General features: G+C 59.9%; 7 protein-coding genes and 1 pseudogene. 4 read left to right on the forward strand and 4 right to left on the reverse strand.

Going from position 1 to position 14,118, the window contains the following annotated elements:
* Window positions 1-31 precede the first annotated feature (31 nt).
* The 4 genes and pseudogenes from BM019_RS14115 to BM019_RS30515 form a co-directional block, all read right to left on the reverse strand.
* Window positions 32-637: a glutathione S-transferase gene (locus BM019_RS14115; protein ID WP_092418629.1), complete on the reverse strand. Its 606-nt coding sequence runs from the start codon at window positions 635-637 to the stop codon at window positions 32-34.
* Window positions 634-4,275, reverse strand: coding sequence for an AAA family ATPase (locus BM019_RS14120; RefSeq protein ID WP_092418630.1), 3,642 nt, complete (start codon window positions 4,273-4,275; stop codon window positions 634-636). The genes BM019_RS14115 and BM019_RS14120 overlap by 4 nt, the downstream gene beginning before the upstream one ends.
* The gene (locus BM019_RS14125) at window positions 4,272-5,516 is read right to left on the reverse strand and encodes an exonuclease SbcCD subunit D C-terminal domain-containing protein (RefSeq protein ID WP_062825713.1); all 1,245 of its coding nucleotides are present in this window, start codon (window positions 5,514-5,516) and stop codon (window positions 4,272-4,274) included. The genes BM019_RS14120 and BM019_RS14125 overlap by 4 nt, the downstream gene beginning before the upstream one ends.
* A 300-nt stretch (window positions 5,517-5,816) precedes the next feature.
* Window positions 5,817-5,933: pseudogene (locus tag BM019_RS30515) on the reverse strand (IS5/IS1182 family transposase); the annotation flags it as partial.
* Between the two features lie 734 nt (window positions 5,934-6,667).
* Here BM019_RS30515 and BM019_RS14135 point away from each other — a divergent pair.
* Genes BM019_RS14135 through BM019_RS14150 form a run of 4 tightly spaced genes read left to right on the forward strand, consistent with a single transcriptional unit; the run spans window position 6,668 to window position 14,053 of the window.
* A complete protein-coding gene (locus tag BM019_RS14135) occupies window positions 6,668-8,623 on the forward strand; it encodes a type VI secretion system Vgr family protein (protein ID WP_092418632.1) in 1,956 nt (651 codons plus the stop codon).
* A gap of 31 nt (window positions 8,624-8,654) precedes the next feature.
* Window positions 8,655-9,104, forward strand: coding sequence for a DcrB-related protein (locus tag BM019_RS14140; RefSeq protein ID WP_092418633.1), 450 nt, complete (start codon window positions 8,655-8,657; stop codon window positions 9,102-9,104).
* A gap of 43 nt (window positions 9,105-9,147) precedes the next feature.
* Window positions 9,148-13,407, forward strand: a complete 4,260-nt coding sequence (locus BM019_RS14145) for an RHS repeat-associated core domain-containing protein (protein WP_092418634.1) — start codon at window positions 9,148-9,150, stop codon at window positions 13,405-13,407.
* Window positions 13,408-13,420: 13 nt separating this feature from the next.
* Complete coding sequence (locus BM019_RS14150; RefSeq protein ID WP_092418635.1) at window positions 13,421-14,053, forward strand: hypothetical protein; 633 nt, start codon at window positions 13,421-13,423, stop codon at window positions 14,051-14,053.
* Window positions 14,054-14,118 lie beyond the last annotated feature (65 nt).

A 14,118-nucleotide genomic window follows, 5' to 3' on the forward strand; every position in this document is an offset into this window, starting at 1 on the left:
CGTTCCGGTCGATCGCAGCCTGCGGCAGCGGCTACAAGGGTGGTTTGGCCATCACCTGGGTGAACAGCTCCGACTCCAGGAACCGCTGCAACCAGCGCTGCAAATGCGGGTAAGGCGTCTGCGCGAACCACTCGCGATCGACATGGGCGAACTGCCGCACGAACGGCGCCAGGGCCATGTCCGCCAGGCTCGGGTGATCCGCCAGCAGGTAGTCGCGCTGGCTCAACAGTTCATCCAACTGCCGTAGAAATACTTCTCCCTGGCCGCGGTAATGCTCCATCGGCTGCTCGGGATAACGCTCGGCGTATTTGTAGCGATTGAGGTGCAGCTTGAACACTTGGTCGTTTTCCGCGATCAGCGCGTCGATCCGGTGCTGCGCCGGCCCATCGTCCTTCAGTAACCAATCCTGCGGATCGTGCTGGGCCAGGGCCCAGCGCATGATATCCAGGCTTTCGTCGATCACCCGGCCGTCAACATTGAGCACCGGCACCGTGCCCTTGGGCGACAGCGCCAGCATCTCGGCCGGCTTGGCCTTGAGGCTGACTTCGACGATCTCCAGCGGCACCCCGCTGTAGCGCAGCGCGAGGCGCGCACGCATGGCGTAGGGGCAGCGACGGAACGAATACAACGTATTCATTTCACCTCCAGGGTGCTCAGGCCATTGCCCTGGCGCCGTACCTGGATCTGCACTGGAATCCGCTCGTGCATTTCCTGCACGTGGGAAATCACCGCCACCTTGCGGCCCTGGGCCTGCAAGCCGTCGAGGGCGTCCATCGCCAGTTGCAGGGATTCCGGATCGAGGCTGCCGAAGCCTTCGTCGATAAACAGCGATTCGATCTTCAGCGTGCTGGAAGCCATGGACGCCAGGCCCAGGGCCAGCGCCAGGGACACCAGGAAGGTCTCGCCGCCGGACAGCGAATGCACCGAGCGCAGTTCATCGCCCATTTCCGTGTCCATCACCAGCAGGCCGAGCATGCTGCCGCCGCGCTTGAGGCGATAGCGCCGCACCAGCTGGCGCAGTTGCGCGTTGGCGTGATGCACCAGCAGATCGAGGTTGTAGGCCTGGGCGATCTTGCGGAAGGTGTCGCCGCTGGCCGAACCGATCAAGGCATTGAGCCGCGCCCAGCGCTGCCATTCGCTGTAGGCCTGGGCGATCTGTTCGCCCAGCGTCTGGTTGGCGTCTTGCCGGCGCTGATCCTCGGTCTGCTGGGCGCGCAGTTCGGCGCTCAACTGTTCGCTGGCGGCCAGCTGGTTGTGCAGCTCGCCCAGGGCACCGGCCAGTTGTTCGGCGTCGAGCTGGCCGTTGTGCTGGGCCTGATGGCTGTGCAGGCGCTGCTCGCGTTCGGTGACTAGGACCCTGGCCTGTTCCACCGCCTTTTCCCGCTCTTGCAACTGCTGACGCAACGCGGCGACCTGCTGGTCGTCGAGGCTGAGCAATTGCTCCAGCGCGCCGTCGTCCAGCTCCGGGTGCTGCTGGCGCCAGTCGGCGATCTTGCTGCCCAGTTCCTGCTGTTCGGCTTCCAGGGCCAGCAGGCGCTCCTCCTTGCCTTGCAGTTCCGCGCCCAGTTGCACCAGCAGGCGGCGGACTTCCTGCAACTGCTGGTTGGCCAGCACCTCGGCGGCGCGCGCCTGTTCCACAGCCTGTTCCAGATGCTGCTGCCACTGTTCGGCACTGGCGTGTTCGCCCAGCAGTTGCGCGAGCTTGTTGTGGGCCGCCTGCTGCTGTTCGGCCAGGGCATTGAATTGCTCCTGGGCGGCTTGCAGTTGCTGCACGCGGGTCTGCTGGCGGTCCTGTTCCTTGTCCAGGGCCAGCTGGCGCTGTTGCTGCTCTTGCGCTTCTTCCTTCTGCTGGTCGAGCTGCTCCAGGCGCTGCATGACCTGCTGGTCGATCTGCATGAACGTCGCGGCCGGGTCGTTGCGCAGGGCTTCGAGGGTATCGGCCGGCAGCAGGGTGGCGAAGGCCGACAGCTCTTCTTCCAGGCGCTGGCGATCCGCGCCCAGCTGTTGTTGCTGCTGGGTCAGGTGGTGCGTGGCCTCGTGGCTGGCTTCGATCGCTGCCTGCAGTTGTTGTTGCAGGCGCCCGGCGTCCTTTTGCAGTTTCAGCAGGGCGCCTTGGCGCTGTTCGTCCTGCTGGATGCTCTGGTTCAACTGGCTCAGTTGCTGGTTCAGCCAGGTATCGCGCTTGCCGGCATCCTGGTCGAGCAGCGCCGCCGACAAGGGATGGGCTTCGATACTTGGCGCCAGGGCCAGCTGCTGGCTGGCCAGTTGTTCCTGTTGCTGGAGGAATTCCTTCTGCTGGGCGATCAGGCCGCCGACCTGGCTGCGCAGCTCGGCGAGTTTTTCCTTGAGCTCATCCACTGCCTTGCGCGCGTTGGCTTCTTCGCTTTCGTCGTGGCGTCCCAGGCTCTGCAACAGCGCCTCGGGCTGATGGTAGGGATGCTCGTGGCTGCCGCAGACCGGGCAGGGCTGATCGTCCTGTAATTGCTCGCGCAGCTCTTCGACACTGGCACTGCGCGCCAGGCGCTGGCGTTCCAGCAGTTGCTGGGTCACCGTCAGGGTCTGTTCGGCGACTGTCAGTTCCGCCTTGCTCTGCAGGCCGATCCGGTTCAGCTCTTCGCGCTCGCGCGCCGCGGCCTGCAGTTTGTCCGCCAGTTCCGCGCCGCGTTTGTCCAGTTCCTGTTGGCTGGCCCACAGCCGCGCCAGTTCTTCGAAGGCGCGCTGTTGCTTGCGGTTGTCTTGCAGCAAGTCGCTGAGGATCTGCAACTGTTCGGCCACTGCGTGGGGCTCGGCGCCGGCTTCGCTGTACAGCACTTGCAGTTCATCGCGTTGCGCGGCCAGTTGCTGCGCGGCGCTGGCGGCCCGTTGTTGCAGGCCGGGCAGTTCTTCCTGGCCCTTGTTCAGCCGGTTGCCGGCCAGCATCAGCTGTTGCAGGCGATCGCGGTAGGCGTTCCAGGCATCGCTCAGCGGCGCCAGATGAGTACTGTGTTCCAGCTGCTCGGCAATCCGCTGCAGGCGTTCGCCCACCAGGCGCTGCTGTTCGAGCATGGCCTGGATCGCCTGCTGGCCTTGTTCGCTGGCCTGTTGCAGCTTGTCCTTGAGCGCGCCGGCTTCGCCGCAGGTCTTGCCCAGGTGGGCGAGGGTGCTTTGCTCGGCAAAGGCCTCGCGCAGCAGCGGCGCGCTGGTGTTTTGCTGTTCCTGGGCGGCGAGCAACGCGGCCTGGGCCGTGCCCAGTTGCTGCTCCAGTTCGCCCTGGCGTTGTTGCTCTGCACCTTGTTGCTGGCGTTGTTGCTGGATCTGTTCGCGCAGCGGCGTCAGTTGCTGGTTCAGTTCCACCTGCCGGGCGAACTGATGGCGTTGCGGCGCCAGCTGCTCCAGGCGGGTCAGACGGGTCCGTTCGCTGGCCAGGCCTTCCCAGGCCATTTGCGCCTGTTGCAGTTGCTCGGCGGCGCTCTGCTGCTGGTCCTGCAACTGCTGCAACTCCTTGAGCCAGCCGTGTTGCAGCTCCAGCTGCTTGAGCTGCGCCTGCTGGGCCTTGAGCTGCTGCTGGGCGGCGTCGAAGCGCTGGTCCAGTTCGGCCCGGGCCTCGGGCTCCAGCGGGGTGATGCCACTGGCCTGGGCCTTGAGGGTCTTGTGCTGTTCCTCGGCTTCCTTGCTCTTGCTGTAGGCGCGCCGCCCGAGCTGGCTGTAGATCGAGGTGTTGGTGAGCTTTTCCAGCAGCTCGCTGCGTTCCTTGTCGTCGGCCTTGAGAAAGGCGCTGAACTCGCTCTGGGCCAGCATCACCGCGCGGGTGAACTGCTCGAAGTTGAGCCCCAGCTTGGCTTCGATCAACTGCTCGTAGTCGCGCTTCTGGCTGGCCAGCAGCTGGTTGCTGTCCAGGTCGTGCAGGCTCTGCTTGCTGGCCTGCAGCTTGCCGTTGGCCTTGTCCCGGGCGCGGTTGGTTTCCCAGCGGGCGCGGTAGCGATGGCCGTCGATGCCGACGAAGTCGACCTCGGCGTAACCGCTGCCGGTGCCGCGGCGCAGCAGGGTGCGCGGGTCGCTGGTGAGCATTTCGCTGTCGACCTCCGGCACCTTGGTTTCGCGGCCGATATTGTTCAGCCGCGGCACCGCGCCGAACAGCGCCAGGCACAGGGCGTCGAGCAGGGTGCTCTTGCCGGCGCCGGTGGGCCCGGTAATGGCGAACAGCCCGGCGCTGGCCAGGGGCTCGGCGGTGAAGTCGATTTCAAAGGGGCCGGCCAGGGAGGCCAGGTTCTTCAGGCGGATGGCAAGAATCTTCATGGCTGCTCCTCCTCGTGCTGCACTTCCTGGAGCAGTTGCGCGAAGTCCTTGAGGGTCTGTTCATCCACCTCGCTGCCGTAGCTGTCCAGCCAGGCGCGGCTGAACAGGTCCTGTGGGCTGAGCTGGTCCAGCTCCACCAGTTGCGCGGCGCCGTCGTCGCCCTCGCGGCCGCCATGGCCGGCGTATTCGGCGGCGATGCGCACCAGGCGCACGGCCTTGCCCTGCAGGGCGCTTTCCACTTGCTGGCGCAGGTCCGGCTGCGGCTCGTCCAGGCGCACCCGCACCTCCAGCCAGGGCTGGCGCTGTTCTTCGGCCAGCAGGTCGATGTCCGGCAACTCCGCCAGTTGCAGCAGGATCTCCGCCAGCGGCGCCGGGCCCAGGCGTTGCAGGTTGACCGCGCGCGGGATCAGCCGTGGTTCGACGCTGACCAGGGTCTCGCCGTCGAGCTGGATATCGAGGATCTGGTGCTGGTAGCCGATCTCGGAGAACGACAGCGGAATCGGCGAGCCGCTGTAGCGGATGCGCTCCTCGCCGTTGACCTTCTGCGGCTTGTGCAGATGCCCCAGGGCCACGTAGCTGATGCTGGGGCCGAACAGACTGGCGGGCAGGGCCTCGGCGTTGCCGATGATCAGGCTGCGCTCGGAGTCTTCCGATACCGAGCCACCGGCCATGTGCGCGTGGCTAATGGCGACCAGCGCCTGGCCCGGCTGGCGCTTGGCGTTGGCCGCGGCGATCAGCCATTCATGCACCTGGCCGATGCCCCGCAGGTAATCGTCACCCAGGTGCGGCCCCGTGACCTCCGCCGGGCGCAGGAACGGCAGCGCCAGGCACCAACCGGCAATCGCGCCGCTGGCATCCGGCAACGGCAGCAACAGACGCTCGCTGTCCAACTGCCCATCGTCCAGCCACAACACCCGGCCCAAAGCGTGGGTGCGCAGACGCCGCATCAAGGGCGCCGGCAACTCGATGCGCGAACCCGAGTCATGGTTGCCGGCAATCATCACAATGGTCAGGCCGGGCTGCTGCTCATGGGCGCTGACAATAAAGTCGTACAGCCGCTCCTGGGCTTTGACCGGCGGGTTGACCGTGTCGAAGATATCGCCAGCGATCAACAGCACATCAGGGCTGTGCAGCGCCAGCTGGCGCAACAGCCATTCAAGAAAGCAGGCATGCTCGAAATCGCGTTCCTGGCCATGGAGGTTCTGCCCCAGGTGCCAGTCGGAGGTGTGAAACAGACGCAAGGCAAACTCCGCAAACAATCAGGTGAGCCGCAGGGAAGAGGAGAGCGGCGTGAGGGGGGAGAGTTTAATGGTAAATCGGGTGTGGGGTTTGGTTGGATGCGTAGGTGGAGTTTGTAGAGGAGGCTGCTTTGGGGTTGAGGTAGTCATGCTCCAAGGGCAACTATCGGCCGATTCTGTTGAAAAAGTCGGCTTCGGTTTCCACTGCAGAAAAGTACGCGCCTGAGATTGAAATCTGTGTTTTTGGCAGAAGGGTTCAGGACTCGGACCGCCTTGTCGGGCTTGTCAGCCCATTTCTCCGTGTTACACGCGTAACTCGCCCATACCCATCAGCTGTTTTCGAGCTCTCCACAGGTTTGATAGAGCGAACAGCGCGGTCAACTGAGCGGTGTTTTTCATCAGTCCGCGAAAACGCACTTTCGCCCTGAAATGAAAATGCAAGTCAGAGTTTTCTAAATGTGCTGCGCTACATATAGGGTGTCATAGATGTTCATGCTCAATAAAACCATACAAGCGGCATGTCAGATATGTCTGGTAAGACGAACTCTTTCAAAATAGTTATCTAAATTGCGAGTCGATTACAGAAGATAGAGATACGAGAAACGAATAAAAGTTGCGGCAGTCGCGCGCCGTATGGTGCGAAACTGCATGACGCCGATCGATATGGGATTATTCCTGCAAGATCGATGGGAAGAATCTTATTTGGTATTTTTCCCGAACTCCCGCTCCTTTTTACTACGCGCCCTATAGGATTTTACTATTTGAGCGGATGGCGGCCTTTTGCCTCTATGCGCAACTTCTTGCGCACTGCGCTGTGGAAAACTCTGTGTATACATCGCTGTAAGTCAGGTGTTACTTAATCTACAGGCGAGTGCGCAACTTCTTGCGCACTACTGCGCAAGAAGTTGCGCACTTTTTTCTGGATTTGATTGCGCACATTTATTTGCACAACAGAAGAAGTACGCAACTCCATGTTTTATATGGAGGTTAGTTTTTATGGCACGAACCTTGATTACAACCAGGCCAATCATTGGGTTATTTCACCTCCCGGTGGCCGGCCAACCCTGATCCATCGTCGTACCACCTGGGCCAGCTACGGGTTGATCCAGGTGTTTTGTCTACCGCTTCAGAAGGATCGAAAAGAGGAACATGGGATGTTCAGTTCAGCCAATCAGACGCACTTCAGTCTGACCATCGAGGGGACACCGAGTGATCTCCAGGTACTGTCCTTTACCGGTAAAGAGGCCATCAGCGCGCCGTATATCTTCGATGTTGAGTTGGTCAGCGAACGATACGCACTGGACCTTGAAAGCTTGCTCCACAAGCCCGCCTTTCTTGCCTTCAGTGATAGAGGGGATGGCATTCACGGGATTATTTATCGTGTGGAGCAGGGGGCCAGTGGCAAGCGTTTGACCCGCTACAGCCTGACGCTGGTCCCCCACCTTGCCTACCTGAATCACCGCATCAACCAGCGCATATTCCAGCATCTGCCGGCCAACAAAATCATCGCGCAGATACTGGAAGAGCACGGCATGTTGAGCAATGCCTATCAGTTCCAACTCAATACGGTCTATCCGGCGCGTGACTACTGCGTGCAGTACGACGAATCCGACCTGCAGTTTGTCCAGCGTCTGTGTAGCGAAGAAGGCATTCACTACCACCACCAGCACAGCCCGACGGGCCACGTATTAGTGTTCGGTGATGACCAGACGGTGTTTCCCAAGCTGGCGCAACCAACGGAGTACCAAGCCGGCAGTGGCATGGTTGCCGATACGCCTGTCATCAAGGCGTTTGACTTGAGGGTTGAGGCGCGTACCAGCCGCACCACCCGCCGCGACTATGACTTTGAAAAACCGAGCATGTTGCTGGAATCCAGGCACCAAGCAGAAAACCAGGCTCCGCAGCCTGACCTGGAGGACTATGACTACCCGGGTCAATTCATCAGCCGCGACCGCGGCAAGCTGCTCAGCCAGCGGGCGCTGGAGCGGCACCGCACCGACTACCGTCTGGTGGCAGGTAACAGCGACGAGCCAGCGCTGGTCAGCGGTCACTTCTTAACGCTGGCCAACCATCCACGCACCGACTGGAACGACCTCTGGTTGATGACCGAGGTCTGCCACGAAGGCTTGCAACCGCAAGTGCTTGAGGAGTCAGTCACCAGTGATGCGACACCAGCGGATGGTTTTGTGCAGGGCTATCGCAATACGTTCTGCGCCATCCCCTGGGACACCTTCTACCGGCCACCCTTGCCGACACGCAAGCCGGTCCTGGCCAGCCAGACGGCCAAGGTAACGGGACCCCAGGGAGAGGAAATACATTGCGATCAGTACGGCAGGGTCAAGGTCCAGTTCCATTGGGACCGCGAAGGCCGTTTCGACGAAAACAGCAGTTGCTGGGTCCGCGTGGCGTCGAGCTGGGCAGGGCCGGGCTTTGGCCAGGTGGTGATTCCGCGTATCGGAATGGAAGTGTTCATCACCTTCTTGGAAGGTGACCCTGATAAGCCGCTAATTACCGGCTGTGTCCCGAACAAAATCACGCCTGTACCGTATCCGCTTCCGGCGAACAAGACCCGCAGTGTCTTCAAGACCAACAGCAGTCTTGGCGGCGGTGGCTCCAACGAGGTTCGCATCGAGGACCGGGCGGGACAAGAGCAAATCTACATCCATGCCCAGCGCGACCAGGATTGCGCCGTGGAGAACAATGAAAGTCATTGGGTGGGCGTCAATCGTGCCCACTCCGTCGGTCAGGATGAAACCGTCACCATCGGCCAGAACCGGGTCAGAACGGTCAAGGTCAATGACACCCTGCTCGTGGGCGGCGCCAAGCAAGACAGCGTCGGCACTCAATACCTGATGGAAGCGGGGATGCAACTGCGCCTGGTCTGCGGCCTGAGCGTTTTCGAGATGAATGCCAGTGGCGAAATCAACCTCTATGGCACGAAATTCAACTTCTCGGTGACTGGAGACGCTCAGATCAACACCGGGGGTGACCTCGATATCAACATGCCCGGCGGTGCCGCAGCCACAGACCCTGGAGCCGATGGCGCCAAGGGGACCATCGACGGCAAGGTCGAAGGCGTCTTTGCGAATCCGCCGCAACCGGCCTCCTGAGCCCATAACCCAACCGCATGGAGCACCGTAAATGGAGTATTTGATTCAAGAAGGCAAGCTGACATTGCCGAAAGGCTTTCAAGATCGCAGTGTCAACATGTTTGTCCCAGGTGTCAGCCTACCTGCGCCTTTCAGCCTGACCCTCTCACGCGACAACACGCTACCGAGCGAGGCCTTGCCGGACTATGTCGAGCGCCAGGTCAGCCTGATTGCGGCGAAGCTGCGCAAGTACCAGCGCCAGAACACCCTCCCTGTCGAGCTTTCGGCGCAATCCCCCATACCGGGTCTGCAAGTCGATGCGCATTACCAAAGCGATGGTCGCCCGGTTTACCAGCGCCAAGCGGCGTTCATTGTGGCGCCTGACCGGGCGCTGATTTTCACCGCCACCAGCCAGGTGCCGTTCGACGACACACTGAATCAGCTATGGGCGGATGTCCTGGCGAGCTTTCAGCAGCACCCTCCTGTCACCGCAATCCCCTAAGAACACCCGACATGAAAAGTCGGCATGACACGGACGTTATTCGATGTTTGAAGCCGCACGTATTGACGATGAAATTGCTCATACCAATGCCCTCTTAGGATTTCTGGTGGGGGCCGCGCTGGGGCTGGCACTGGTCGCAGCAGCATCGATATTTGTCGTTGCCACTTGCGGCTTCGGAGCTGGCTTGTTGGTGGGACTGCTTGCGGGGCTGGCAGGCACCGGGCTGGTCAAGGCAGGCGAAGCGATAGGGCGAATGTTCAAGGCGCCGGCCGGGGGCATCACCAGTGGTTCCCACAACGTCCGTATCAATGGCCTCAAGGCCGCCCACGTACAGAACAGCGTTGGCGACTGCAAAAAACACTCGACGCCGCCGAGGGTGGCGGAGGGTTCGGCCAAAGTCTTTATCAACGGTCTGCCTGCCGCCCGCAAGGGTGACAAGCTGACCTGCGGCAGCGTGATTGATAGCGGCTCGGAGAACGTCTTCATCGGCGCCGAAAAGGAACAGTACCTGCCGATTGAAGACGAAGTGCCCGAGATTTTGCGTAACACGGTCGACATCCTCATGATTGTCGCCGGCCTCGCGGGTAGTCTCGGGCAGTTGGTGATAAAGGCTGGCCAGGTGGGGCTCAAGGCCGCTGCCCCCTGTGCCATGCAATTCGCCGCGGGTTTTGTGGCGGGCGAACTGGCTTCTCGGTTTGTCATCGGCCCGGCTATCAGCCGGGTCGCCGGTGGCCTGTTCGGCAACCCGGTGGACGCCATCAGCGGGCGCAAGTTGCTGCTGGAGGAGAGCGAAACCGACTTTGACCTCCCCGGGCTCATGCCGATTGTTTGGACGCGCTTCTACGCCAGTGACATCAGTCACGAAGGATTGCTGGGCCGCGGATGGGTATTGCCCTGGGAGCAAAGCCTGCGCCTGGAAGATGGCCAGCTCTACCTGCGTGACAACCAGGGACGCGAACTGAATTTTCCCGTCCTTGAGCCGGGGCAGCGCTTGTTCCTCACCAGCGAGCAGATATTCCTGGTGTGCACGGAGGGCGGGCACTACCTCATTCAGACCCTCGACAATACCTTCTTCTATTTCGGTGAGCTGTCCGAAAGCGGCCAACCCTCACCACTGCGCCGCATCGAAAATGCGCTCGGCCACTTCCTTGCGTTCCATTACGACGCTGACGAGCGCCTGGCCGATATCTGTGCGACCGGCGGCATACGTCTGCACCTGTGCTATGACCACGACGAACGACGCCTGAGCCGGGTTGAACGCGTGGTGGACAACCGACCAGTGGAGACCCTGGTCCACTACCATTACGACACCACGGGACAGCTCCAGCGGGTCATCAACCGCAATGGCGACCGGGTGCGCAGTTTCGCCTACGAGCACGGGCTGATGGTGGCTCACGAGAACGCGCTGGGGCTTGTCTGTCGCTATCGCTGGTCAACGCACTTCGATGACCATCAACCCCGCGTCATCGAGCACTGGACCAGCGACGGCGAGCGTTATCATTTCCACTACGACCTGGCGCAGCGGCGAACCGATATCCGCGACGTGCTCGACCGTGTCGCCGAAATCCACTACAACGAAGGGCGCCGGGTCGTGGCCAGTCGCGACTTCGGTGGTGAGCAATACCGCTTTGAGCTGGATGTCTCGGGCAACATGACCGGCCTGGAACTGCCTGACGGCAACAAGCTGACATTCGCCTACGATGACTACGCCCGCCTGCTGGAGGAAGTCGACCCGCTGGGTCGCAGTACCTGCTACAGCTATCACCTCAACACCAGCCTGATTACCAGCATCCAGCGCCCGGATGGCAGCATCCAACGTTGGGTATACGACAGCAGCGGCACGCTGCTCGACAGTGTTGACCCTCTCGGGCAGCTTACCCAATACCTCAACACCACCGAGGGCTTGCCCCATAGCTGTACCGACCCGCAAGGCAACACCACACGCCTCTGGTGGAACGGACTGGGGCAAATCGAGCAGTATCAGGATTGTTCCGGTCACCGCACTCGTTATTCCTACGACGAGAAGCTGCATCTCATCAGCATCCAAGATGCCCTGGACCGCACAACCCGTCTGACCCGCAAGGCCAACGGTGAAGTGACGCGTATCGAGCATCCGGATGGCAGCCACGACAGTTACAGCTACAACGCCCTGGGCCAACTACTCAGCCACACCGATGCCGATGGTCGCACCACCCACCTAACCCGCACGCCGCGCGGCTTGCCCGGCAAACGCCAGGACCCGCGGGGCCAGCACGTTCACTACGAATACGACAAGTGCCAACGCTTGGTCGGGTTGCTCAACGAGAACAAGGCGGCGTATCGCTTCCGCTATGACGCCAGCGACCGCCTGCAAGAAGAAGTCCGGGTGGACGGGCTCCTTCGGCGGTTCCGCTATAGCGCCAGTGGGGCTCTGGCGCACCTGGAAGAAGTCGCCCGGCAGGGCTTCGATGACGTCTCACGCCAGCAGCATTTCGAGCACGACGCCGCCGGACGCCTGGTCAGCCGCATTACCGCCGATGCGCGTCTGGACTACCTATACGACGATGCCGACCGCCTGATTGCCGTCGACCGCCAGCCCAGCGCGGTCGGCAAGGCCCTGGGTATCCGCGCCGACCACCTGGCATTCAACTACGACGCCGCCGGCCAATTGCTGAGCGAGGAGAGCAGCACGGGCAACCTCGGTTACCACTACGACGAACTGAGCAACCTCAGTTGCCTGGCGTTACCCGACGGTCGCCATGTCAACCATCTCTACTATGGCAGCGGCCATCTGCACCAAATCAACCTCGACGGTCAACTCATCAGCGACTTCGAGCGGGACGCCTTGCACCGCGAGACCTTGCGCACCCAGGGCATGCTCACCAGCCGCTACGGCTACGACGCCAAGGGGCGCAAGTTATGGCAGGCGGCCATCCATCTTCCCCACGAACAAATCAGCCAGATTCAGGAAAAGACCGACAGCCTGCTCGGTCATCCGCAGCACCCGGCCACTGCCTTGCACCGTCGCTACCATTACAGCCCGGGTGGCGAAGTGTTGCGGGTGACCGACAAACAGCGTGGAGTGACCCATTTCAACTACGACGCCAGTGGCCAGCTGCGCAGTCGTCAACCCGACCATCCGCAATTGCAGACGGAAGACTTCTCCTATGACCCTGCCGGCAACCTCAGTGGCAGCGGCCGCTGGCAATTTGACAGCCTGCCGGACAATCGCCTGGTGGCCTTCAAGGATCTGCGCTTCAGCTACGACACCTGGGGCAACCTCAACGAGAAGAGCAACTCCTCCGGGGTGACGCAGCGCTTCCACTACGACAGTGAAAACCGGCTTATCAGTGCGCAGACCTGGCACGGCGCCACCCTGAGCAGCGAGGCCCACTACCACTACGATGCCCTGGGGCGGCGCATCGGCAAACAGGTCACGCAGAACGACCAGACTCAGGAGACCCGGTTCCTTTGGCAAGGCCTGCGCCTGCTGCAGGAGCAGCAACCACACCACCACAGCCTGTACCTCTACGAACCTGGCAGCTACGCGCCGCTGGCCCGTATCGACAGCGACCCCGAACTGCCGGATCGAGAAGCCAGGGTTTACTACTTCCACACCGACCAGGTCGGCACACCGCAGGAAATGACCAATGCCGAGGGGCAGGTGGTGTGGCGCGCCTATTACAAGGCGTGGGGTGGCCTGGAGGCGCTATCGCCAAATCTGGTGGAACAGAACCTGCGTTTTCAGGGGCAGTACCACGACCGGGAAAGCGGCCTGTACTACAACACGTTCAGGTACTACGATTCGGCGGTAGGGCGATTTACCACGCAGGACCCGATTGGGTTGTTGGGTGGAGATAATCTTTATCGGTATGCGCCGAACCCAAACTCTTGGATCGATCCGTTAGGTTGGATATGTAAATCTGCCTATAGCGGAAGAAGAGGTACGATCAAAGCCAGAGCAGATCTTGAGAAGAATGGGTTTACCGTGGTGGGTGAAGAGCTGACCATGAAAGTCAAGAACCAAATCACGAACAAAACATACAGAATCAGAGCCGATATCATCGCAAAAGACAAAGCTGGAAACTATCATGTGTTTGAAGTAAAAAATGGCAGTGGAAAACTAACAAAAAATCAGTCGGGGACAGGCATGTTTGATATGAACAGTCCGGCCAATACTAACGGTGGTTTTGGGGGTGGCCTGATAAAACCATCAGCGGCCACCCAAGGGCAATTTGAAGTGGCAACAAAAGGGGCCAGGGGCATTCAATTTGGCGGGAATGGCGCTGTAGAAAATGCAAGCTTTTGGCTTCTGCGTTACTAAGTAGGTGATAAAAATGAAAGAAACCACTAAAGAATTGAGAAGCAATTTTGAAAAAAGAGTTCAGGCTTTTTTGACAAGCGAGCTATCTGGATATTCTGATATAAGAGTTGCCAAAAATAAGATTACCATTAAGCAAAAAAAATCGGGCGCTACTGCAACGCTACACCTCGAATATCTGACCAACTCGCGCGCTTATGAAATAATTGTCTTTGTTGAGCATCCAGCCCTGCAATCAGAGATTGCCCTGATAGAACCTCCGTATTCATCAAACTTGCCCGGCGCGAAGTTTGTATACAGCATGTCGACAGTCAGTGAAAGGGACGCTTGCCCATTGTTGCCTGTAACAGAGAAGGGTATTGAAGATACATGTCAGGTTATTTTATCTAGAATAAAAAATGTCTATATTCCTGTAGTGTTCAATTTGTTTGATGTAAAGCTTGAGCTGATTGATGACATAATAAGCAGGCCAAAATATTACTCATATCCATTTCTTCTCATTCTCATTGCAATGAAGATAAATAACTTTAGACCTGATGAGAACGTGGTTGCCAAGATATTGAGCGAGGATGTTCTTGGTTATACCAGTAATAAAGAACTGAAAATGACTTTTAATGAGCGGCGGCTGGCAGATTATATTAGCGAGTAAGCTAGCCTTTAATTACTTCGCCGCTTCGTATTAATAATTTTCAAGTTATGACGGATAGGCGGATA

Source organism: Pseudomonas sp. NFPP07, assembly GCF_900115645.1.
GTDB classification, from domain to species: Bacteria; Pseudomonadota; Gammaproteobacteria; order Pseudomonadales; family Pseudomonadaceae; genus Aquipseudomonas; species Aquipseudomonas chlororaphis.

Excerpts from the sequence above, each read along its gene's own strand:
- BM019_RS14140 (WP_092418633.1), top strand. The coding sequence starts at position 8,655 with ATGGAGTATTTGATTCAAGAAGGCAAGCTGACATTGCCGAAAGGCTTT.
- BM019_RS14115 (WP_092418629.1), bottom strand. The coding sequence starts at position 637 with ATGAATACGTTGTATTCGTTCCGTCGCTGCCCCTACGCCATGCGTGCG.
- BM019_RS14150 (WP_092418635.1), top strand. The coding sequence starts at position 13,421 with ATGAAAGAAACCACTAAAGAATTGAGAAGCAATTTTGAAAAAAGAGTT.
- BM019_RS14120 (WP_092418630.1), bottom strand. The coding sequence starts at position 4,275 with ATGAAGATTCTTGCCATCCGCCTGAAGAACCTGGCCTCCCTGGCCGGC.
- BM019_RS14145 (WP_092418634.1), top strand. The coding sequence starts at position 9,148 with ATGTTTGAAGCCGCACGTATTGACGATGAAATTGCTCATACCAATGCC.
- BM019_RS14135 (WP_092418632.1), top strand. The coding sequence starts at position 6,668 with ATGTTCAGTTCAGCCAATCAGACGCACTTCAGTCTGACCATCGAGGGG.